Origin of the sequence: Bradyrhizobium sp. HKCCYLS3077 (genome assembly GCF_051167555.1) — a bacterium.
GTDB lineage: Bacteria > Pseudomonadota > Alphaproteobacteria > Rhizobiales > Xanthobacteraceae > Bradyrhizobium.
Window position 1 is genome coordinate 301254 of sequence record NZ_JBNPTH010000004.1, and the last position, 21689, is coordinate 322942.

The 21689-nt window shown below is 64.7% G+C and carries 17 protein-coding genes and 2 tRNA genes; 11 read left to right on the forward strand and 8 right to left on the reverse strand.

Going from position 1 to position 21689, the window contains the following annotated elements; translation table 11 throughout:
* The first annotated feature begins 6 nt into the window (after positions 1-6).
* From ACQR0Z_RS17570 to ACQR0Z_RS17585, 4 genes are read left to right on the forward strand one after another with little or no spacing between them, the layout of a single operon-like run.
* Positions 7-3135: an efflux RND transporter permease subunit gene (locus tag ACQR0Z_RS17570; RefSeq protein ID WP_434919488.1), complete on the forward strand. Its 3129-nt coding sequence runs from the start codon at positions 7-9 to the stop codon at positions 3133-3135.
* Entirely contained in the window at positions 3135-6239 is a 3105-nt protein-coding gene (locus ACQR0Z_RS17575) for an efflux RND transporter permease subunit (RefSeq protein ID WP_434919489.1), read from the forward strand. Before ACQR0Z_RS17570 ends, ACQR0Z_RS17575 begins: the two co-directional genes overlap by 1 nt.
* A gap of 39 nt (positions 6240-6278) precedes the next feature.
* Positions 6279-7022, forward strand: a complete 744-nt coding sequence (locus ACQR0Z_RS17580) for a tRNA-uridine aminocarboxypropyltransferase (RefSeq protein ID WP_434919490.1) — start codon at positions 6279-6281, stop codon at positions 7020-7022.
* A 49-nt stretch (positions 7023-7071) separates the two neighbouring features.
* Complete coding sequence (locus ACQR0Z_RS17585) at positions 7072-7245, forward strand: hypothetical protein (protein ID WP_434877336.1); 174 nt, start codon at positions 7072-7074, stop codon at positions 7243-7245.
* A gap of 49 nt (positions 7246-7294) precedes the next feature.
* Here the strand turns inward: ACQR0Z_RS17585 and ACQR0Z_RS17590 are convergent.
* Positions 7295-7368, reverse strand: a tRNA-Cys gene (locus ACQR0Z_RS17590).
* 524 nt (positions 7369-7892) lie between these two features.
* Here ACQR0Z_RS17590 and ACQR0Z_RS17595 point away from each other — a divergent pair.
* Together ACQR0Z_RS17595 and ACQR0Z_RS17600 are read left to right on the forward strand one after the other, a co-directional pair.
* Positions 7893-8468, forward strand: a complete 576-nt coding sequence (locus ACQR0Z_RS17595; protein WP_434877427.1) for a ubiquinol-cytochrome c reductase iron-sulfur subunit — start codon at positions 7893-7895, stop codon at positions 8466-8468.
* Between the two features lie 105 nt (positions 8469-8573).
* Complete coding sequence (locus tag ACQR0Z_RS17600) at positions 8574-10316, forward strand: methanol/ethanol family PQQ-dependent dehydrogenase (protein WP_434919491.1); 1743 nt, start codon at positions 8574-8576, stop codon at positions 10314-10316.
* Positions 10317-10429: 113 nt separating this feature from the next.
* Here ACQR0Z_RS17600 and ACQR0Z_RS17605 read toward each other — a convergent pair whose 3' ends face one another.
* The 6 genes from ACQR0Z_RS17605 to ACQR0Z_RS17630 form a co-directional block, all read right to left on the reverse strand.
* Entirely contained in the window at positions 10430-10609 is a 180-nt protein-coding gene (locus tag ACQR0Z_RS17605) for a hypothetical protein (protein WP_434877429.1), read from the reverse strand.
* Positions 10610-10968: 359 nt separating this feature from the next.
* Complete coding sequence (locus ACQR0Z_RS17610; RefSeq protein WP_434858867.1) at positions 10969-11394, reverse strand: response regulator; 426 nt, start codon at positions 11392-11394, stop codon at positions 10969-10971.
* Positions 11391-11837 (reverse strand): response regulator, encoded by a 447-nt coding sequence (locus tag ACQR0Z_RS17615; RefSeq protein ID WP_434919492.1) that lies wholly within the window; start codon positions 11835-11837, stop codon positions 11391-11393. The genes ACQR0Z_RS17610 and ACQR0Z_RS17615 overlap by 4 nt, the downstream gene beginning before the upstream one ends.
* A 219-nt stretch (positions 11838-12056) precedes the next feature.
* Positions 12057-12902, reverse strand: a complete 846-nt coding sequence (locus ACQR0Z_RS17620; protein ID WP_434858865.1) for a GRP family sugar transporter — start codon at positions 12900-12902, stop codon at positions 12057-12059.
* A gap of 16 nt (positions 12903-12918) precedes the next feature.
* Positions 12919-13422 (reverse strand): NUDIX domain-containing protein, encoded by a 504-nt coding sequence (locus ACQR0Z_RS17625; RefSeq protein WP_434858864.1) that lies wholly within the window; start codon positions 13420-13422, stop codon positions 12919-12921.
* Positions 13423-13608: 186 nt separating this feature from the next.
* Positions 13609-13683 (reverse strand) — tRNA-Asn (locus tag ACQR0Z_RS17630).
* 258 nt (positions 13684-13941) lie between these two features.
* Between ACQR0Z_RS17630 and ACQR0Z_RS17635 the strand changes: the two genes are divergently transcribed.
* The 5 genes from ACQR0Z_RS17635 (at position 13942) to ACQR0Z_RS17655 (ending at position 20904) form a co-directional block, all read left to right on the forward strand.
* Entirely contained in the window at positions 13942-14127 is a 186-nt protein-coding gene (locus tag ACQR0Z_RS17635) for a hypothetical protein (protein ID WP_434858863.1), read from the forward strand.
* 147 nt (positions 14128-14274) lie between these two features.
* Positions 14275-14940 carry a protein-L-isoaspartate O-methyltransferase family protein gene (locus ACQR0Z_RS17640; protein ID WP_434919493.1) on the forward strand — a complete coding sequence of 222 codons (666 nt, stop codon included), beginning with the start codon at positions 14275-14277 and terminating at the stop codon, positions 14938-14940.
* A gap of 282 nt (positions 14941-15222) precedes the next feature.
* On the forward strand, positions 15223-16608 hold the full coding sequence (locus tag ACQR0Z_RS17645) for a TolC family outer membrane protein (RefSeq protein ID WP_434858861.1): 1386 nt from the start codon (positions 15223-15225) through the stop codon (positions 16606-16608).
* A 378-nt stretch (positions 16609-16986) separates the two neighbouring features.
* On the forward strand, positions 16987-17730 hold the full coding sequence (locus ACQR0Z_RS17650; RefSeq protein WP_434859243.1) for a PopZ family protein: 744 nt from the start codon (positions 16987-16989) through the stop codon (positions 17728-17730).
* Between the two features lie 309 nt (positions 17731-18039).
* Positions 18040-20904 carry a valine--tRNA ligase gene (locus ACQR0Z_RS17655; protein WP_434919494.1) on the forward strand — a complete coding sequence of 955 codons (2865 nt, stop codon included), beginning with the start codon at positions 18040-18042 and terminating at the stop codon, positions 20902-20904.
* Positions 20905-20984: 80 nt separating this feature from the next.
* Here the strand turns inward: ACQR0Z_RS17655 and ACQR0Z_RS17660 are convergent, their stop codons facing one another.
* A complete protein-coding gene (locus tag ACQR0Z_RS17660) occupies positions 20985-21623 on the reverse strand; it encodes a DNA-3-methyladenine glycosylase (RefSeq protein ID WP_434919495.1) in 639 nt (212 codons plus the stop codon).
* Positions 21624-21689 lie beyond the last annotated feature (66 nt).

Below are 21689 nucleotides of genomic sequence, written 5' to 3' on the forward strand. Positions count from 1 at the left end.
GTCGCGATGAGCGTCTCCGAACCCTTCATCCGCCGGCCGATCGCGACGTCGCTGCTCGGCGTCGCGCTCCTGATCGGCGGTCTGCTCGGCTATCTCGCATTGCCGGTGTCGGCGTTGCCGCAGGTCGACTTCCCGACGGTGCAGGTCACAACGCAGTTGCCGGGCGCCAGCCCCGACGTGATCGCATCGCTGATCACGGCGCCGCTGGAACGGCAGCTCGGTCAGATTCCGTCGCTGTCGGTGATGAACTCCACGAGCTCGTTCGGCGTCAGCCAGATCTCGCTGCAGTTCGATCTCGGACGCGACATCGACGGCGCCACGCAGGACGTGCAGGCCGCCATCAACGCCGCCGCCGGCGTGCTGCCGAAGACGTTGCCCTATCCGCCGACCTACGCCAAGGTCAATCCGGCCGACGCGCCTGTCATGACGCTGGCGCTGACGTCCGACACGGTGTCCCTGCGCGCGATGAGCGACATGGCCGACACCATCCTGGCGCAGCGGCTGAGCCAGGTGTCCGGTGTGGGCCGGGTCTCGGTGCTCGGCGGATTGAAGCCGGCGGTGCGCGTGCAGGCCGATCTGGCGAGGCTCGCCGCCTACGGCATCTCGATGGAAGATCTGCGCGCGGCGATCGCCGGCGCCAACGTCTCGGGGCCGAAGGGCTCGCTCGACGGCGCGCAGCAGGCCTATCTGATCACCGCCAACGACCAGATCGGCGCCGCCGACGCCTACAAGCCGATCATCATCGCCTATCGCAACGGCTCGCCGGTCACGATCGGCGACGTCGCCACCATCGTCGATGGGCTGGAGAACGATCGCACCGGCGGATGGTACCAGGGCGTGCCGGCCGTGATCCTCGATATCCAGCGCCAGCCCGGCGCCAATGTCATCGAGGTCGTCCGGCAGATCCGGGCCGAGATTCCCAAGCTGCAGCGGACGATCCCTGCCGGCGTCAAGCTCGCCATCGTCAGCGACCGCACGGTGACGATCCGCGCCTCGGTGCATGACGTGCAATTCACCCTGGTGCTGAGCGTCGTGCTCGTGACGCTGGTGGTGCTGCTGTTCCTGCGCTCGATGCGCGCCACGATCATTGCCGGCGTTGCGCTGCCGCTGTCGCTGATCACGAGCTTCGGCATCATGTATTTCGCCGGCTTCAGCCTCGACAACCTGTCGCTGATGGCGCTGACGATCGGCACCGGCTTCGTCGTCGACGATGCGATCGTGATGATCGAGAACATCGTGCGCCACATGGAGAATGGCGAGAGCGCGATGAGCGCCTCGCTAACAGGCGCGCGCGAGATCGGGTTCACGGTGATCTCGCTGACGGTGTCGCTGATCGCGGTGTTCATCCCGCTTTTGTTCATGTCCGGGCTCGTCGGCCGCATGTTCCGCGAGTTCGCACTGACGCTCACGATCGCCGTGGTGACATCCGCCGTGGTGTCACTGACCCTGACGCCGATGATGTGCTCGCGGCTGCTCAAGCACGCCAACGAGGAATGGGTGCTGCCGGGGCTGAACGCCATCAGCCGCTTCATCGACCGCACCATCGCCGTCTATCACCGCAGCCTGCTGTGGGTGCTGGACCGCCAGACCGAAACGCTGGTGGTGACCTTCGCAACGCTTGCGGCGACCCTGGCGCTCTACATCGTCGCGCCGAAGGGCTTCCTGCCGATGCAGGACACCGGCTCGATCACCGCCGTGACGGAGGCGGGGCCGGACGTGTCGTTCGCGGAGATGAGCCGGCGCCAGTCCGAGATCTCTGCCGCGATCCAGGCCGATCCCGACGTAGTCGGCGTCGTCTCGGTGATCGGCGCCGGCTCGGTCAACCCGACCACCAATGTCGGCCGGCTGGTCCTGACCTTGAAGCCGCTCGGCGAACGCAAGGACGGCGTGGCCGAGGTGATCGAACGGCTGAAGCAGAAGATCTCCGGCGTCCCCGGCATGACCGTGTACTTCCAGCCGGTCCAGGACGTACAGATCTCGACGCAGGCGAGCCGCTCGCAATATCAGTACACGCTGACCGGCGCCGATGCCGCCGAGGTCTCGAAATGGGCGCGGCAGCTCGTTGCCGAGATGCGGCGCGATCCGCTGTTCCGTGACGTCTCCTCGGAGGCGCAGGAGGGCGGCCTGCGGGCCGAGCTGACGATCGACCGCCAGCGTGCCGGCCAACTCGGTGTCAGCCTGCAGGCCGTGACCGACACGCTCAACGATGCCTTCGCGCAGCGCCAGATCTCCACCATCTACGGCCAGGCCAACCAGTACCGCGTGGTGCTGGAGGCGCTGCCGATGTATCAGCGCGATCCCTCGATCCTGTCCAAGCTCTATCTGCCGGGAGCAGGGGGACAGGTGCCGCTGTCGGCGGTGGCGACGCTCAAGCGCACCACGACGCCGCTCGCGATCTCGCACCAGGCGCAATTCCCGGCGGTGTCGCTCAGCTTCAACCTCGCGCCCGGCGCCGCGCTGAGCGAGGCGGTGGACGCGCTGCATGCGACCGAGACCCGTATCGGCATGCCCGGCAGCATCATCGGCGTGTACTCGGGCGATGCCGCCGAGTTTGCCAAGTCGCTCGCCGGGCAACCCTGGCTGCTGCTCGCCGCCGTGATCACGATCTATATCGTGCTCGGCGTGCTTTATGAGAGCTACATCCACCCGATTACGATCCTCTCGACGCTGCCTTCCGCCGGCGTCGGCGCCATCCTGGCGCTGATGCTGTTTGGACAGGATCTGTCGGTCATCGGCCTGATCGGCATCATCCTCTTGATGGGCATCGTCAAGAAGAACGCGATCATGATGATCGACTTCGCGCTGGAGGCCGAGCGGCACGAGAACCGCACGCCGACCGACGCGATCGTGCAGGCCTGCCTGCTGCGCTTCCGCCCGATCATGATGACGACGCTGGCCGCGCTGTTCGGCGCGCTGCCGCTGGCGATCGAGAGCGGCACCGGCTCGGAACTGCGCTTCCCGCTCGGCATCTCCATCATCGGCGGCCTGCTGCTGAGCCAGCTGCTGACGCTGTACACGACGCCGGTGATCTATCTCGCGCTCGACCGCATCAACCGCCGCTTCGAGCGCGCGCTGCCGCCTGCGCCGGACCTGCCGTCGCCACCGATCGCGGGCGCCACCGAAGGCATCCAGTGATGGCCTCGATTTCCGAGCCGTTCATCCGCCGGCCGGTCGGCACCACGCTGCTCTCGATCGGCCTGTTCCTGATCGGGATCGTCGCCTACATCTTCCTGCCCGTCGCGCCGGTGCCGAATGTGGATTTCCCCTCGATCTTCGTCAGCGCCTCGCGGCCCGGCGCCGATCCATCGGTCATGGCGGCGACGGTCGCAGCGCCGTTGGAGCGACGGCTCGGCGAGATCGCGGGCGTCGACCAGATCACCTCGACGAGCTCGCTCGGCACCACCAACATCCAGATTCAGTTCTCGATCGGCCGCGACATCGACAAGGCGGCGCGGGACGTGCAAGCGGCGATCAACGCCTCGCTGTCGGATCTCCCGAGCGATCTTCCGGCGCTGCCTCGCTTCCGCAAGGCGAACACGGCGGCCGCGCCCGTGTTCGTGCTGGCGCTCACCTCGAAGACGATGACGCCGAGCGCGATGTACGACGTCGCCGACACCGTGCTGGCACAGCGGCTGTTCCAGGTGCCAGGTGTCGGCAACGTCACCGTCAGCGGCGCCGACCAGCCGGCGGTTCGGATCGCGCTCAATCCGGTGTCGCTCGCGAACGCCGGCATTGCGACCGACGACGTCAGGACCGCCATCGTCAACGCCAATCCGATCGGCCCGGTCGGCATCTTCGAGGGCGGGCGGCAGAGCGAGACCATCGCGGTCAACCGGCAGATGCGCACGGCGGCCGAATTCCGCGACATCCTGATCAAGAGCAGCAATGGCAGCTTCGTGTGCCTGTCCGACGTCGCCGATGTCGAAGACTCCGTGCGCAACGTGCGCTCGATCGCCTGGTTCAACAAGCAGCCGGCGGTGCTGATCCAGATCGCCAAGCAGGGTGATGCCAACGTCATCGAGACCGTCGACCGCGTCAAGGCGCTGATCCCCGAGCTCAAGCAGTGGATACCGGCCGGCATCGAGATCTCGACTCTCATCGACCGCACCGGCACCATCCGCGCCTCGGTCGAGGACATGCAATGGACCCTGCTGGCGACCGCCGTGCTGGTGATGGTCGTCGTGTTCGTGTTCCTCCGCCGTCTCGTCCCGACGGTCGCGGCCGGCGTCTCGGTGCCGCTGGCGCTGGCCGGCACCTGTGCCGCGATGTGGCTCGCCGGCTTCTCGATCGACAATCTCTCGCTGATGGCGCTCGCGATCTCCGTCGGCTTCGTCGTCGACGACGCCATCGTGATGATCGAGAACATGTACCGCAATCTCGAACATGGCCTGTCGCCGATGCGCGCCGCGCTCGATGGCGCCCGGCAAATCGGCTTCACGGTGCTGTCGATCAGCCTGTCGCTGATCGCGGCCTTCGTGCCGCTGATCTTCATGGACGGCGTGGTTGGCCGCCTGCTGCGCGAATTCTCGCTGACGCTGACCTTTGCCATCGTGGTGTCGACCCTGGTGTCGCTGACGGTGACGCCGATGATCTGCGCGCACTACATCAAGGAGACGCTGTCCGACCGCGCCACCTGGTTCGACCGGATCATCGAGGGCACGCTGTCAGGCATGGTGCGCTTCTACGCCTGGACCTTGCGCGGCGTGCTGCTCTACCCGTTCCTGACCCTGATCGTCTTCTTCGCCACGATCGCGCTGACGGTGACGCTCTACATCAAGGTGCCCAAGGGCTATTTCCCGACCGACGATTCCGGCTTCATCATCGGCGCGACGCGCGCCTCGGCGGACATCTCGTTCCAGTCGATGCTCGGCCTGCAGCAGCGGCTCGCCGATATCGTGATGGCCGATCCGGCCGTGGCTGGGCTCGGCTCGACTATCGGCGGCGGCGGCGGGCCGGGCGGCGCCACCTCGAACCGCGGCACGATGTTCATCAACCTCAAGCCGCCCGCGGAGCGCGACGGCGTCTCCACGGAGCTCGTGATCAACCGGCTGCGCCGCAGCCTTGCCATGGTGCCCGGCATTCGGCTGTTCATGTTCGCCGCGCAGGACGTGCGCACCGGCGGCCGGCAGAGCGATTCCGACTATCAGTATACGCTGAGCAGCCCCGACCTCGATCTCCTGCAGAAATGGGCGCCCATCGTCGCCAAGCGGCTGGAGACGGTGGAGGGCATCACCGACATTTCCAGCGACCGCGATCCCGGCGGGCTGCAGCTTGCGCTCAAGATCGACCGGCAGAAGGCGTCGAGCCTCGGCGTCCGCGTCCAGGACATCGACAACGCACTCAACAACGCGTTCGCGCAGCGCCAGATCTCGATCATCTACAGCCAGCGCAACCAGTACATGGTGGTGCTGGAGATCGATCCGAAATTCCAGACCGATCCGTCAAATCTCGATCGCATCTATGTCGCGGGGGCAGGGGACGCGCAGGTCCCGTTGTCGGCGCTGGTCAAGGCCGAGCGCGGCCTGTCGCCGCTCGCGGTCTTCCACTCGCAATCATTCCCGTCGACCACCGTCTCGTTCAACCTGCTGCCGGACGTGCCCCTGGAGGCCGCGACCGCCAATGTCCAGCGCGCGGTCGACGAGTTGCACATGCCCGAGGGCATCCGCGGCGGCTTCGACGGCAATGCCGGCGACTTCAACAAAGGCAGCGGCCGCCAGCCGCTGCTGATCCTGTTCGCGCTGGCCGCGATGTATATCGTGCTCGGCGTGCTCTATGAGAGCCTGGCGCATCCGCTGACCATCATCTCGACCTTGCCGTCCGCGGGGCTCGGCGCGCTCTTGGCGTTGCAGGTCACCAATACGCCGCTGACCGTGATCGCCTTCGTCGGCATCATCCTCCTGATCGGCATCGTCAAGAAGAACGGCATCATGCTGGTCGACTTCGCGCTCGAGGCCGAGCGCCAGCATGGTATGTCCTCGGCGGATGCGATCTTCGAGGCCTGCCGGGTGCGCTTCCGCCCGATCCTGATGACCACCTTGGCGGCGCTGTTCGCCGGCCTGCCGCTGGTGGTCGCGACCGGTCCCGGCACCGAGCTGCGCCGGCCGCTCGGCATCACCATCATCGGCGGACTCCTGGTGTCACAGATCCTGACGCTCTACACGACGCCGGTCATCTACCTGCTGATCGACCGCCTGCGCCGCCGCTCCGCGCCGGAGCCGTTGGCCGCTCCCGCCGAATGAGCCGTTGTGGTGGTCGCCATGGGCGCGTATAGGCGCGCCATGTCCGACCAGCCCCACGACCACCCGCCGCTCGCCGCCGAGCCGCCGCCCGATTGCCCGCATTGCCAGAAGCCGCTGCCGCTGTGCATCTGCGACAGCGTCACGCCGCTGGAGAGCCGGCTCGGGCTCCTGATCCTGCAGCATCCGCAGGAGCAGGACCGCGCGCTCGGCACGGCTCGGCTCGCCGCGCAGCACTTCGAGAATGCCGTGGTGAAGGTCGGACTGTCCTGGCCGAGCCTCGCCAAGGCGCTGGGCCGGCCCATCGATGATCCCGCTCGCTGGGCTATCCTCTATCTCGGGTCGGCCAAGGCGGCCGAGCTCGATCCCGAGAGCGAGGTCGTCGCGCTGACCCGCAAGGGCGAGGTCGCCGAGAACCAGCGCGGCATCCTCAAATCCATCGAGGGCGTCATCCTGCTCGACGGCACCTGGAGCCAGGCCAAGGCGCTGTGGTGGCGCAATCCCTGGATGCTGAAGTGCCAGCGCGTGATCCTCGGCCCGCGCCGTCCCTCGCGCTATGGGCACCTGCGGCGCGAGCCGCGCAGCGACGGGCTATCGACGATCGAGGCGGCTGGCCTGCTGATGGCGGCCCTGGAACGGCGCCCTGAGATCGCGGCGACCCTCGAAGCGAGCTTCGAGCGCATGCTGAAGCGGTATCAGGAGGTGGAAAAGGCCCATCCGGAGCTGACGCCGCGACCCAAGCCCCGTGGCAAGCCGGATTGGCGCCGCCGTAAACGCCGGCTTTAGGAACCGGGGGTACGCTTCTTGCATTGCAGCATGGAAAAGGATGAGAGCCATGCAGGAAGCGGAAAAGACCAATGTGGTGCAGTTCCGGGATTACGCGCCGCGCTTGGCCGGGCGGTCAAGCGCTGATCGGGCCAATGTGTCGGCAGGCGGGCGCGGGGAGGTGGTGGCTTGGCCGCGAACCCAGGCCGCCTATCCCGGCGGCATCGACGACCTGCCCGTGTAACGCCGGCGCCCCGGCGTCACGGATGGTCTAACCGCTTGATTTGATTGAGTGGAGGCCACGACCAGAATTGAACTGGTGTAAACGGTTTTGCAGACCGCTGCGTAACCACTCCGCCACATGGCCTCATGGCTGAATTCTCTAGGCAATCCCAGGTGTTGATGCAAGCGCTAAACCTTCCGCCTGTGGAAGGTCTCCTGTCAACGTGACAGCGCTCGGGCGGCTGGATTCGTGCCGCGACCGGATATCCATCCGCGTCGGGTTGTGATCTGGCTGCGCAGCTGGCCGTTGTGATGTTCACATGGCCCATGCACTTCTCAGCCCGAACATCCGTGCCGCCGAGTGCCGAGCCTCGCTCCGTCATCACGCCGCTGGCGCAACGGCTGACACCCTCATCGAGCGACCACGAGAGCTTCGACGACGGCCCTAGAGAACACAGGCGATAAGTGGCCTTGTGCAGCCCGACTGCTGCATCCGCAATGACGCGCAGCAGCGACGATTGTTGGAAAGATCGCGGCGAAATCGCGCAGCGCGCCTTGATTTGGTCAGGTTGTGTTGTTCTAATTATTCTATGTCAGGGTGCGCTGCGGGAGACGGGCTGAAGAGCAGCACTTCCTGAACTCACACCACATCTCACGCAAAGAGCAACGATGGACGATCACCCGACGCGCCGTTCGGTGGTTCTCGGCACGCTTGCCGCTTGCGCATCCGTCGCGCGTGCCGCGGCCGATGACGACGATCCTCGCAAGGAGAAGCGGCCGCAAAAAGGCGACGTGCTCGTGTTCTCGGAAGGAACCCGCGAAGGTCAGACGATCACGCCTGATGATTTGAAATCCGGAGGTCCACCGGTTCACGCCTGGCCCAAGGATGCGGCGAATGCGGTCGTTCGCGATGGGTCTCGTCTGAATGAGATCTTGGTCATCAGGCTCGATCCGGGCGAGCTCGACGACGACACGCGCTCGCGTGCGGCCGAGGGGATCGTGGCCTATTCGGCGATCTGCTCGCACGCCGGATGTCCGGTGACGGCCTGGATCAAGGCCTCTGAGGGCGCCGACGACGTCTTCAAATGCATGTGCCACAACTCCGAATACGACCCGCGGCGAGGCGCGCAGGTCGTGTTCGGCCCCGCGCCACGGCGATTGGCTGCGCTGCCGCTCGTCATCAAGGATGGCATGCTGGTCGTTGCCGCCCCCTTCATCGGAAAGGTAGGTGGCCAGCAGGGCTGATGAGATCTCGTGTGCCTATCGGAACTCGCATCGTCACGACCGCATCCTCGTGAACATCATCACGACGGGCAAAGAAGCGAACAACGAAGCAGGGGAGGTTTGTCCATGTCCATCACGTCCACGACGATCAAGCAATGGCTCCTATCGAGCGCCGTCGCATTCACCTGTCTCGCGGCGCCTGCCGCAGTTGCCGGTCCCATCGAGTCCTACAGTCCGGTCACGCCCGCGCGGCTCGAGAATCCCGAGCCCGGCAACTGGATGCTCTACCGCCGCACCTATGACGGCCAGGGCTACAGCCCGCTCGATCAGATCAACACCACTAACGTCAAGGGCATGGTGCCGGTCTGGACTTTCGCCACCGGCGTGATCGAGGGCCACGAGGCGCCGCCGCTGGTCAACAATGGCGTGATGTTCATCACCACGCCAATGGGGCAGGTGATCGCGCTCAACGCCAAGACCGGTGATCAGTACTGGCGCTACAAGCGCGAGCTCCCCGATGATCTGTTCCAGTTGCATCCGACCAATCGCGGCGTCGGGCTGTGGCAGGACAAGCTCTATCTCGCAACGACCGACGATCATCTCGTTGCGCTCGACGCCAAGACCGGCAAGGTGCTGTGGGACAAGAAGGTCCAGGACTACAAGAAAGGGCAGTATCTCACGCTGATGCCGCTCATCGTGGACGGCAAGGTGATGGTCGGCGGCTCCGGCGGCGAGTTCGGCGTGCGCGGCTATGTCGCCGCTTATGATGCCGAGGACGGCAAGGAACTGTGGCGCACCTTCACGATCCCCGGCGAGGGCGAACCGGGACACGACACCTGGAGCGGCGACGACTGGAAGAACGGCGGCGGCTCGGCCTGGATGACCGGCACCTACGACAAGGATACCAAGACGGTCTATTGGGGCGTCGGCAATGCCGCGCCGTGGCCCGGCAATCTGCATCCCGGCGACAATCTCTACACCAGCTCGGTGATTGCGCTGGATCCGGCGACAGGCAAGATCAAGACGCACTTCCAGTATCACCAGAACGACTCATGGGACTGGGACGAGGTCGACGCGCCGATGCTGGTCGACCTGCAGCGCGACGGCCGCAGCTTCAAGAGCCTGATCCATCCCGGCCGCGATGCAATCTTCTGGGTGCTCGAGCGTACGCCGGAGCGCATCAACTACGTCAACGGCTGGACCTTCGTGCACACCGATGTGTGGAAAGGCATCGAGCCGGAAACAGGACGGCCGATCGTCGATCCCGCGCATAAGCCGACGCTCGGCAAGCGGGTCGACTTCTGTCCGTCGTTGTGGGGAGGCAAGGACTGGCCATCAGCTGCCTACAGCCAGAAGACTCGGTTCGTCTATGTGCCGGCGAACGAGAACTTCTGTGGCGGCTTCACCGGCGAAAAGCTGCCGCTCGTTCCAGGGCAGCTCTGGCTCGGCACCAAGGCCGAGGACATCGGGCTGACGGTGCGGCCCGGTGCCGACCATTTCGGCGAGCTTCAGGCGTGGGATCCGGCGAGTGGCAAGAAGGTCTGGTCGCACAACTTCCCGAAATCTCACTTGTTCGGCTCGGTCACCGCGACCGCGGGTGATCTCGTTCTGGTCGGCGGCACCAACGACCGGATGTTCCGCGCCTTCCATGCCAAGACCGGCGAACTGCTGTGGGAGCAGAAGACGAACTCCGGAATCATGGGCATGCCGGTCGCCTATGAGGTCGACGGCACGCAGTACATTGCGGTGCAATCGGGCTGGGGCGTCGACGCACAGCGCATCCAGGATGCGCTGGCCAAGGGCAATACCGGTCTGGAGGACAACGTGCCGCAAGGCGGCGTAGTCTGGGTCTTCGCCCTCAAGAAATAGGCGACTCAAGCGACATGGCGGCGAGCGGATGTCGCCGCCATGTCACCGGGGCTGAGATGTGTAGACGTCACCGCGTGATCGCTGCACGTCCGGTCACCACGCGCGGACGCGAATCAGCAGGCCGCGCTCCAGCCGTCCGGAAACGGGATCAGCGGCCAGGCGCCATGATTGTCGTTGGCGGCCTTGGGGGGATACGGAAACGAAAACAAGCGGGTCATGGAATCTGTCTCGGGCTCAGGCGCAATAGCCGTTCTCACTACATCCATCAACAACTCGTATTCGGCTTCGCTCATCGCACCCTCGCGTCAACTGCGAGCCACGATCGCAAAACTCCATTTTGTCCGGTTTGAGCGGATCGCTCAAATTTGAATCATCACGGATGAACGACCCAATTGGTTACCAGTCTCTTTCGTTCCTGAGACGGTACCTCGATCCGCGACGCTCCGGTGTGAACGACGTCACATCTCCCGGAACTTTGTTGTCCCAAGCTTGCCTCGTTGCATCGGCTGGGCCGGTGTCTGGATATGAGGAGGGTGACACATGAGCGCACGCTACGGACGGCGAATTGCCGCATGCGACAGGGCCGCGCCACGTTCGACGCTCAACCTGCTTCTGAACCTGCTGCTCGCGTCGTGCGTGCGGCGTCGCCGCGTCAAGCGACCTGCTGTCTCGGGTTCGCTGCCTCAGCGGCCGGTCCCGTCTCGTAACCGAGAATGTCCCGCATCAATTGCGACAGGTCTTTCGGCTTGAACGGCTTCGGCAGACGGTGAAGGCCGCTCGCTATGGCGGAGAGCCCGAAGACATCGGATGCTCCACATCCGGATTCCAGCACCATGCCCGACATCATCACGATGGGCATGTTCGGTCTGGCGGCGCGAGCCGCCCGGATCACATCGCCGCCGTCCATATCGGCGAGGTTGAGATCGATCAGGGCAGCCGCGAAATCGTCGCGTGTGACCGCGTCGATTGCCTGCCGGCCATCGGTCATCGCGGTCACGGCGTATCCCTCGCGAACGAGAAGATGTTGGAGGACGCAGACGACGCCGACTTCGTCGTCGACGACCAGGATGTTCGTCATGAAGCCCTCCTGACCGATGTGTCTGCCGAGAGTGGTTGCGGAGCGTCGGCCAACAATTTCTGACGCACCTCGATCGCGCGATCGATGGAGTCGAGCAGGTCGAGAATGTCAAACGGCTTCTGCAGCGCAGCCGTCGCTCCGAGCCTGATGGCCATGCCGAGGAAATCGGGAGCGCCTTGTTTCCTGTCGGTGAATGCGTAGCCTGAGATCGCGATGAACGGCACGGTCGGATCGATCTTGATCAGCTCGCGGATCGTTGCAATTCCATCCATTCCGGGCATGAACATGTCGATCACCACTGCATCGAACGAAACACTGCCTATCAATCGAATTCCGGTCGGTCCGTCCGGCGCGAGAAAAACGCAGAATTTCTTCTTCTTCAGCAATGTCTCCAGCGCCGCACGCGTTGCGTAATCATCATCAATAATTAGTACGGTAGGCATGGGCCACCTCAGTATCAGCTGGACTGAAGGACTCGCACGCTACGAGAACAAATATCTCGGACTCAAAAATGACAAAGTAGTTAACACTGAATTAGTTGCCTCCGATTTGCAACCAGGAGTTTTACGGATCGCCGTGGCAAGAATCCCGCTGTTTTGTGCAACACGATGTGAACATGGAACCGTCGTGTGCACAGCGAACAGTTGGGGCAACGAACAGTGTCAGGTCGGCTTGAGCAGCGCGATGATCACGAGCCCGGCCGCGACGAGCGCGGCGCAGCAGAGGCGTCGCGGCGTTGCCCGTTCTTTCAAGACGAGCACCGCAATCAATGTTGCGAACACCACGCTGCACTCGCGGAACGCCACGACGCTCGCAATTGGATTGCGGCTCAGTGCCCATAGGAACACGGCAAACGAGGTGAGCCCGAGAAGTCCGGCGATCACCACCGGCATGAAGGCATCACGCATCGCGACGACGATGGTCCGACCTTGGAACATCGCAGCGACAATGAAGAAAGCCATGCTGTCGAGCACGATCAGCCAGGCCGTAAACGACGCCCAACCTGCGGCCTGTCTCGTGCCCCAGGCATCGATCACCGAATAAGCCGCCACCAGCGCAGCGGCACAGGTCGCTGCCGCGAACGGGCGACGATCGATCGGGCCGTGGCGCCGGTCGAGCGCCAGGCCGATGATGCCAATGACGATCACGGCAATTCCGGCCAATTGACCAGCCGACGGCATTTGCTGAAGCGCGAGAGAGGCGAACAGCGTGGCAAACAACGGAACGGTACCGCGCGCAATTGGATAGGCGCGTCCCAGATCGCCAGAGCGGTAGGCTGTCGCGAGGCTCGCCTTGTAGCCGGCGTGAAGGGCGAGCGAAGCTGCGAGGATCGGCCAGGTCGCCGCCGCCGGAAACGGGACGAAAAACAGGAAGGGCAGCGTGACCACGCTGCTCACCAGTCCCATGCCTGCCAGAATGGCGAGGCCGCTGCCGGTCTTGACGATGGCATGCCAGCCGGCGTGGAGCAGGCCAGCCAGCAGCATCAGCAGCGCAGCGACGGGATCCAACGGCTCTGTCCCGGACCTAGCTTTCGGGCCGCCAGGTCGGAGCGGCGAAATAGGGGACGGGCGAGCGATCGAGCGCCTGCCGCGAGATGATGCGGCTCGATGGAGAGATCGGAAGCTGCGTCCACTCGTTGCGATCGGCGAATCGCAGACTTGCGATTTCTTCACCATCAGGCGTGAGCTCGCCGCCGACGATCACGGCCTCGAAGGCGACGACTGTGTAGTAGGTGAGATCGCCGTTCGGATAGCGAATCAGGAATTCAGGGCCGCCGAACACGCCGAGCAGGCGTTGCGGCCGGACCAGCAGACCCGTCTCTTCGAAGCATTCGCGAATCGCCGCATCGGCCGGGTGCTCATTCGGATCGATCGCTCCGCCCGGCAGGGTCCAGAGGCCGGTTTCGGCGTCGTGGCCCAGCAGAATGCGGCCGGCGTCATCGAACACCGAGATCGAAACCGCTGTCGTGGCCAGGAGATCGTGGCCGATCTTGCTCCGGACGGCCTTGAGATGATCGGAAATGGGCATTTGGGCCGTCTTTTGCGGGAAAGGACCCTCGCTTGCCCGACCGCCGATGTGGCGTCAAGGCGACCCGGGCTGGCCCTGCCGGACGACTCGCACGTCATCGCAGTCCGCCGCGTTCAGAAAACCAGCGGATTGAAAAAGAAGATGGAGGGAGGAGGGGGGAAGTAGAGCCATTCGGCACCGCCAGAATGGCTCCCCGGGCTGGATTCGAACCAGCGACCATTCGATTAACAGTCGAATGCTCTACCGCTGAGCTACCGAGGAACAAGCGAAGCAAAGCTCCGCGAACGGCGCTGCGTATAACAAAGCCTTTTGGCCTTGCATAGGACGAAATCGCATCTTTGCGACGATTGCGCGTCGGATGACAAAGCTGCGGCAAAACAGAGAGTTATCTTGGCTCTGACCGATCGGTGGGCACGATCCGCCCACAGATGGATGACAGGAATTTCACTTGGAGGGGAGTAAACCGCCACCGATAGTTGGAAGGAACCACCCTGTGCCCGCAGTCATGGAGTGTCGCGTATGCCCAACACCATCATCCAGTTCACCCAAGCGGTCTCAGCACCTTCGCTGATTCCCGACCAGGTGGAGCGTCTCAGCGACGACGAGTGCCTGACGCGGCTGGCGGCGGCGGTCACCGGCGGTGATTCCCATCAGCTGGACGAGATCGTGCAACTGATCGGGCGCCTGGCGGTCGTGATCGAATAGTCGGTCGCCCGGCCGCCGGCGATCGCGTGCGCATTCGGCGGGCAGGGGGGCCCCCTGTGAACCCCTGTGTTGCCTTTTCGGGAGCCTTGTACCAAAAGATCGCGCAGACCGCTTCGCGGTTCATTCCTTTTGCTTGCAGGTCTGCTCATGTCTTCATTCGCGACGGCGCGCCAGAAAATGGTCGATGGTCAGGTTCGGACCAACGACGTGACCGATCACCGCGTGCTCGATGCGTTGCTGACCGTGCCGCGAGAAGCCTACGTTCCGGCCGATCGTCAGGCGCTGGCCTATCTGGATCAGGACCTCGACGTGTCCGAGCCGGGGGCTGCCAAACGCTTTCTCATCAAGCCGATGTTGATTGGGAAGCTGCTGCAGGCGGCCGAGATCAAGCCGACCGACAGCGTGCTCGTCGTCGGCTGTGCGACCGGCTATCTGGCGGCTCTGGCCGCGAAGCTTGCTGGGAGCGTCACGGCGACGGAGGTTGATCCGGCACTCGAAGGTCGGGCCAAGCAGCTGCTGGCCGGCGTCGACGGTTGCCCGGTCACGATTCGCGTCGCGCCTGCCGGGCAGGGCGACCCGGCCGATGCCAGATTCGACGTGATCCTGCTGAATGGGGCCACAGAGGTGGCGGTGGACGGTCTTTGCCGGCAGCTCAAGGAAGGCGGCCGGCTGCTCGGTGTGTTCGCCAAGACGACGCCAGCGCGCGCCATGATCTTTACGCGATCGCATGGTGACATCGGCAGCAGGGTGCTGTTCGACGCCGCGGCCCCGGTCATTCCCGGTCTCGAACGGCTGCCCGAATTCGTGTTCTAAGCATCGGACGAATCTGTCGAGAGCTGCTGGACTTCGCTGCACGCCGCTGGCGGAGTGCGGACGCTCCGAGTCGTTCCGGCGGCCTCGGTCCGGCAAAATTCTGTTTTAAATCAGAAGTGTGGCCCGGATGCTGCACGTTGACAGTTTTCAGCATCAGTTCCAGGCTAGGGTGGTTCCGTTGCGCTTGCATGGGGAATAAGGTGCGAGGTGCGCGGGAGTCTCATTAACAGGTTACGGCCCGGCTCTGGCGTTCGAGCCGGTAACAAAATGAATGGAACAGGGATGTTTGGGGTGAAGGTCGTCACCGCAGCGGCGGCTGCGGTTCTCGTGATGGCTTGTGTAGGCCCGACGCCTGCGCTGGCCGACACGATCGAGGCTGCGCTGGTGCGCGCCTATCAGAACAACCCGCAACTGAACGCGTCGCGGGCCCAGGTTCGTGCGGTCGACGAAAGCGTGCCGCAAGCGCTGTCTGGGTATCGGCCGAAGGTCAACCTGACTGCGACGGCGGGTATTCAGTACACGGACTTGCAGGCGGCGCCGGGGACGACGGCCGTTAACGGCGTACAGAGGCCCCGCAGCGTCGGTCTGACCGTCAACCAGAACCTCTATAACGGCAATCAGACGGGAAACGGCGTCCGCAAGGCCGAGGCGAGCGTGTCGGCGCAACGCGAGGCTCTGCGCGTTCTGGAACAGCAGGTGCTGCTGCAGGCGGCGACGATCTACATGGACTATCTGCGCGATGCGGCGATCGTCGAGGTCCAGCGCAGCAACACGCGGGTGCTGGAGCAGACGCTCAAGCAGACCCGCGATCGGTTCAATGTCGGCGAAGTCACCCGCACCGACGTCGCGCAATCCGAGGCTCAGCTCGCCGCCGGCCGCACGCAGCAGCTCACGGCAGAGGCCCAACTCACCGCGACCCGCTCGAACTTCCGCCGAATCATTGGAAACGATCCCCAGAACTTGGCGCCGGGCGCTCCTGTCGATCGTTACTTGCCGCCGTCCCTGCAGCAGTCGGTCGAAACGGCCCTGACGGAAAACCCGAGCGTGACCTCGGCGATGTACGGCATCGACGTCCAGTATCTTGACACGAAGATCAAGGAAGGTGCGCTGCTGCCGACCGTCAACGTCCAGGCTCAGGCCCAGCAGGGTTATGAGGCGAGCCTGCAATCCTATAAAGGGTTCAGCGCGTCGGCTATCGCGTCGCTGACCGTCCCGATCTACAACGGTGGGGCTGAATATTCGCTGATCCGGCAGTCCAAGGAGTCGTTGGCGCAGCAGCGTCTGGTCCTGGAGCAGACGCGTGATCAGGCTCGCTCCGACGTGGTATCTGCCTGGGGCAAGCTGCTCGCGGGCAAGGCTCAGGTTCAGTCGGCGCAGGCCCAGGTGGCGGCCTCCGAGATCGCCTTGAACGGCGTGCGCGAGGAGGCCAAGGCGGGTCAGCGGACTACGCTGGATGTCCTCAACGCTCAGCAGGCACTGGTCAATGCGCGAAACTCGCTGGTGAACGCACAGCACGATCGCGTGGTCGCATCCTACTCGGTACTTCAGACCGTCGGGCGACTGTCCCCGCAGGTGCTGAACCTGCCAACGTCGACTTATGACCCCTCCGTCCACTACCAGCAGGTCCGCGACAACTGGGCGGGTGTCCGGACGCCGGATGGTCGTTAGTTCATTCTTAACGTCGAGACGCATCCCCCGGTCCTTGGCCGGGGGATTTTTTTATGGCACATGTTCAGGTTGTGATGAATGGGCGACGCTTCACCGGCGAGCTCCGTGCTCCACCGGTTCGCGGCGGGCGTTGCTTGCATTCATTTGTTGCCATGACATAGCCTCAAAATGGCCGCCGAACGATTCGGACTACGTCGGATGTTCTTCCAAGAATAGACGTCGACATGGACAGTATCGTTCTGTTGTTTTGCATCGATCTGGCCTCGTCTGGAGACAAGTCGGCATGTCCGTTGAGAAGTTCACGCCACTTGGATCCGGCGCCCGAGACTTTTGCGCTGCGCCGGTTCGTGCGGCAGCGTCGCTGATTTGGAGTCGGAAATGACGCAGCCTGCGAAGGTCCAAGAACCCTCCATGGAGGAGATTCTGGCGTCGATCCGGCGTATCATTGCCGATGACGAGGGCAAGCCGGCGGCGGCCGAGAAGGCTGCCGCGCCGGAGCCGGTCAAGGCCGAGAAGCCGGCGGCTGCTGCCGCGCCGAAGCCGGTCATGAACGACATTCCGCCGTCGAAGATCGCGCCGGCGAAGCCGGCGCCTGCGCCGCCACCAGCTGCAGCTGCCAGCAACAGCCAGGACGACATTGACGCATTGCTGGCGGGTTTGGATGAAACGACTCCGGCCGTAGAAGCTCGGGCGCCAGAGCCGGAGCCCGAGCCGGAACCAGAAGTACTCGAGTTGACGGACGACATGGCCGTGGCCCCACCGACACCTGCTCCAGCACCCGCCCCAGCCCCCGCCGCGGCTTCATTCAAGAAGGTGGAGCCGCAGGACGACATCGAATTCATCGAGGCCGGACGGGTGAACAAGAAGGCTGCAAGCTTCGACTCCGCCTTTGAGCCGGTGGCGCCGAAGCAGCCGATCCTGGCGCCGCAGACGGTGAATGCCGTGGAATCTGCGTTCAATGCGCTGGCCAACACCGTGCTGAGCAACAATGCCCGGACGCTGGAGGATCTCGTCAAGGAGATGCTGCGGCCGATGCTCAAATCCTGGCTGGATGACAATCTGCCGGCGCTGGTCGAGCGGATCGTCAAGGCGGAGATCGAGCGCGTGTCGCGCGGCCGCTGACATCTTGCGGACGTCGGCGTCCCGGTTCGAGGGCCGCCGTGAGTTGCCGCCGGGACCCGCTGACCTCAATGTTTGCCGACGCTGTTGACTTGGCGAGCGGCGGCGGCTTTCTAGCCATGACAAGCTGATGCTGCCCGACGGATCGGGGAAACGCTCTCTTGAGAGCGCGATCCGCGGCCGGACATCAGTCCGAAAAGAGCCCAAGCACCAACAGCTTGCGCGAGCTTTTTCAGGTCGCGACCGCAGACCGGGACAAGTTCCGCCACCTTCCGAATTGGACAGCCGGCCGCGCGCCAGCTGGGAAACGTCATGATCGATAAGAATTACCAGCCCGCCGACCTCGAAGGCCGCATGTCCCTGGTCTGGGAGGATGCGCGCGCGTTCTCCGCCGGCCGCCCCGACCGCCGCGACGCCGATCCCTTCACCATCGTCATCCCGCCGCCGAACGTCACCGGCTCGCTGCACATGGGGCACGCCCTCAACAACACGCTGCAGGACATACTGTGCCGGTTCGAGCGCATGCGCGGCCGCGACGTGCTGTGGCAGCCGGGCACCGACCATGCCGGCATCGCCACCCAGATGGTGGTCGAGCGCCAGCTGATGGAGCGCCAGCAGCCGGGCCGCCGCGAGATGGGTCGCGAGAAGTTTCTCGAGCGCGTCTGGCAATGGAAGGACGAGAGTGGCGGCACCATCATCAACCAGCTCAAGCGCCTCGGCGCGTCCTGCGACTGGGGCCGCGAGCGCTTCACCATGGACGAGGGCCTTTCCAAGGCCGTCGTGAAGGTGTTCGTCGAGCTGCACCGCGCCGGCCTGATCTACAAGGACAAGCGGCTGGTCAACTGGGACCCCAAGCTTTTGACGGCGATCTCGGACCTCGAGGTCCAGCAGATCGAGGTCAAGGGCAACCTCTGGTACCTGCGCTATCCGATCGAGGGCAAGACCTTCAGTCCCGAGGATCCCGCGAGCTTCATCGTCGTCGCCACCACGCGTCCCGAGACCATGCTCGGCGACAGCGCGGTCGCCGTGCATCCCGATGACGAGCGCTACCAGCATCTCGTCGGCAAGCGCGTCATCCTGCCGCTGGTCGGGCGCGAGATTCCGATCGTGGCCGATACCTATTCCGATCCGGAGAAGGGCACCGGCGCGGTCAAGATCACGCCGGCGCACGACTTCAACGACTTCGAGGTCGGCCGCCGCCATGGCTTGCCGCAGATCAGCATCCTCGACCGCGAGGGCTGTATCGCGCTGGTCGACAACGAGGACTATCTGCGCGGCCTGCCGGAGGGCTCCGAGGAGTTTGCGAAGGAGTTCCACGGCATCGAGCGCTTCGCCGCGCGCAAGAAGATCCTGGAGCGGCTGGAAGCCTTCGGCTTCCTCGAGCGCATCGAGCCCAACACGCACATGGTGCCGCATGGCGACCGCTCCGGCGTCGTGATCGAGCCGTATCTGACCGACCAGTGGTACGTCGACGCCAAGACCCTGGCGCAGCCGGCGATCGCGGCCGTGCGCTCGGGCGCGACGACGTTCGTGCCGCGCAACTGGGAGAAGACCTACTTCGAGTGGATGGAAAACATCCAGCCCTGGTGCATCTCGCGCCAGCTGTGGTGGGGCCATCAGATCCCGGCCTGGTACGGACCCGACGGCAAGGTGTTCGTTGCCGAGACCGAGGAGGAGGCGGTCGGTCACGCCATCGGCTACTATGTCGAGCAGGAGGTCATCACGGCGGAGCAGGGCCGTGAGATGGCGCTCGACCGCAACAAGCGCGAGGGCTTCATCACGCGTGACGAGGACGTGCTCGACACCTGGTTCTCCTCGGCACTGTGGCCGTTCTCGACGCTCGGCTGGCCCGACGATACGCCGGAGGTGAAGCGCTACTACCCGACCAACGTGCTGGTCACCGGCTTCGACATTATCTTCTTCTGGGTCGCCCGGATGATGATGATGGGCCTCCATTTCATGAAGGAGGTGCCGTTCTCGACCGTCTACATCCACGCGCTCGTCCGCGACGAGAAGGGCGCCAAGATGTCGAAGTCGAAGGGCAACGTCATCGATCCCCTGGCGCTGATCGACGAGCACGGCGCCGACGCGCTGCGCTTCACCTTGGCTGCGATGGCTGCCCAAGGCCGCGACATCAAGCTGTCGACGCAGCGCGTCGAGGGCTACCGCAAGTTTGCCAACAAGCTCTGGAACGCCAGCCGCTTCGCCGAGATGAACGGCTGCACCGTGCCCGAGGGCTTCGATCCGGCCTCCGCCAAGGAGACGCTGAACCGTTGGATCGCCCATGAGGCGGCCGCCGCCACCCGCGAGGTCACCGAGGCGCTGGAGGCCTATCGCTTCAACGACGCGGCCAACGCGATCTACCGCTTTGTCTGGGACGTCTATTGCGACTGGTATGTCGAGCTCTCCAAGCCGACCTTGCTCGGCGAAGAGATGCCCGCTAAGGACGAGACCAAGGCGATGGTCGCCTGGGCGCGCGATGAGATCCTCAAGCTATTGCATCCGTTCATGCCCTTCATCACCGAGGCGCTGTGGGAGTCGACGGCGAAGCGTGAGAGCCTGCTGACGCTGGCGCCCTGGCCTCATCGTGTCGATACGCCGACGGTCGCCGAGATCGCGGCGTTGTCGGCCGCGAGCTTCGGCGATCCGCTGGTGCCGCCGGTGCTGGTCTCGTTCGACGCCGCCAGCTTCAAGGACGAGGCGGCCGAGGCCGAGATCGGTTGGGTGGTCGATCTCGTCACCGCGATCCGCTCGGTCCGCGCCGAGATGAACATCCCGCCGGCGACCCTGATGCCGCTCGCCCTCGTCGGTGCCTCCGCGGAGACCCGTGACCGCGCGCCGCGCTGGAGCGAGGTGATCAAGCGCCTCGCGCGGCTGTCGGACATCTCCTTCGCGGACACCGCGCCCGAAGGCTCCGCCCAGCTCGTCGTCCGCGGCGAGGTGGCCGCGCTGCCGCTCAAGGGCGTCGTCGATCTCGCCGCCGAGCGCACCCGCCTTGGGAAAGAAATTGCCAAGGCCGAGGCCGACATCGAGCGCGTCGACAAGAAGCTCGGCAATGAGAAGTTCGTCGCCAACGCGCCCGAGGAGCTCGTCGAGGAGGAGAAGGAGAAGCGCGAGGCGGCGCTCGCCCGCAAGGCCAAGTTCCAGGAGGCGCTGTCGCGGCTGCAGGGAGTCTGACGCGAAGCGCCCTCCGCGTCATTGCGAGCGCAGCGAAGCAATCCAGGGTCCCACGCGCAGCCCCTGGATCGCTTCGTCGCTTACGCTCCTCGCGATGACGGCGGAAACGGCTTGCTGACAAACCGCGAGCCCTTCAGGCCGAAGCGCCAGGGCTTCTCGACAGCCTTGGTGATGCCGATGCGGACGCCGGTGACGACCTCGACATCATCCGGGCGCGCGAACAGCTCGATCGGGGGAGCATCGAGGGGCAGGGCGTTGTGCGCGATCGTCAAGCCCATCGCTTCCGTGAGCTTGCCCGGCCCCGAGCACAGCATCCGCACGTCCTCCAGCCCGCGCCGCCGCTGCATCTCGTCGATGCCGAGCGTCGGCTCGATCGCCCGGATCAAGACCGCGCTGGCCGAGCCCTCGGGCTCGCAGACGAAGTTCACGCACCAATGGATGCCGTAGGAGCGGTAGACATAGGCAAAGCCGGGCGGGCCGAACATCACCTGGTTGCGCGGTGTCGGGCCGCGGAACGAATGCGCCGCCGGGTCGGTGTGGTGATAGGCCTCGACCTCGACGATCACGCCGCCGACGCCATCGACCAGGAACGTCGCCCCGATCAGGCCAGGCGCCACTTCAAGCACGTCGCGGGCGAAGAACGCCCGCGTCAGCCGCTTGCCTGCCGCTGCGCGCGAGGGCCGGGAAACTCCGGAGGTTCTTGCCGGTTTTTGCGCCATTCTTGAAGAATTCCGCCGCGATCCGCGCGGTTCCGCGCTGCCCATATCTGCCATGCCCTGGTATCC

Coding starts and splice junctions, on each gene's coding strand:
- ACQR0Z_RS17570 (WP_434919488.1), top strand. CDS start 7: ATGAGCGTCTCCGAACCCTTCATCCGCCGGCCGATCGCGACGTCGCTG.
- ACQR0Z_RS17575 (WP_434919489.1), top strand. CDS start 3,135: ATGGCCTCGATTTCCGAGCCGTTCATCCGCCGGCCGGTCGGCACCACG.
- ACQR0Z_RS17580 (WP_434919490.1), top strand. CDS start 6,279: ATGTCCGACCAGCCCCACGACCACCCGCCGCTCGCCGCCGAGCCGCCG.
- ACQR0Z_RS17585 (WP_434877336.1), top strand. CDS start 7,072: ATGCAGGAAGCGGAAAAGACCAATGTGGTGCAGTTCCGGGATTACGCG.
- ACQR0Z_RS17595 (WP_434877427.1), top strand. CDS start 7,893: ATGGACGATCACCCGACGCGCCGTTCGGTGGTTCTCGGCACGCTTGCC.
- ACQR0Z_RS17600 (WP_434919491.1), top strand. CDS start 8,574: ATGTCCATCACGTCCACGACGATCAAGCAATGGCTCCTATCGAGCGCC.
- ACQR0Z_RS17605 (WP_434877429.1), bottom strand. CDS start 10,609: ATGAGCGAAGCCGAATACGAGTTGTTGATGGATGTAGTGAGAACGGCT.
- ACQR0Z_RS17610 (WP_434858867.1), bottom strand. CDS start 11,394: ATGACGAACATCCTGGTCGTCGACGACGAAGTCGGCGTCGTCTGCGTC.
- ACQR0Z_RS17615 (WP_434919492.1), bottom strand. CDS start 11,837: ATGCCTACCGTACTAATTATTGATGATGATTACGCAACGCGTGCGGCG.
- ACQR0Z_RS17625 (WP_434858864.1), bottom strand. CDS start 13,422: ATGCCCATTTCCGATCATCTCAAGGCCGTCCGGAGCAAGATCGGCCAC.
- ACQR0Z_RS17635 (WP_434858863.1), top strand. CDS start 13,942: ATGCCCAACACCATCATCCAGTTCACCCAAGCGGTCTCAGCACCTTCG.
- ACQR0Z_RS17640 (WP_434919493.1), top strand. CDS start 14,275: ATGTCTTCATTCGCGACGGCGCGCCAGAAAATGGTCGATGGTCAGGTT.
- ACQR0Z_RS17645 (WP_434858861.1), top strand. CDS start 15,223: ATGTTTGGGGTGAAGGTCGTCACCGCAGCGGCGGCTGCGGTTCTCGTG.
- ACQR0Z_RS17650 (WP_434859243.1), top strand. CDS start 16,987: ATGACGCAGCCTGCGAAGGTCCAAGAACCCTCCATGGAGGAGATTCTG.
- ACQR0Z_RS17655 (WP_434919494.1), top strand. CDS start 18,040: ATGATCGATAAGAATTACCAGCCCGCCGACCTCGAAGGCCGCATGTCC.
- ACQR0Z_RS17660 (WP_434919495.1), bottom strand. CDS start 21,623: ATGGCGCAAAAACCGGCAAGAACCTCCGGAGTTTCCCGGCCCTCGCGC.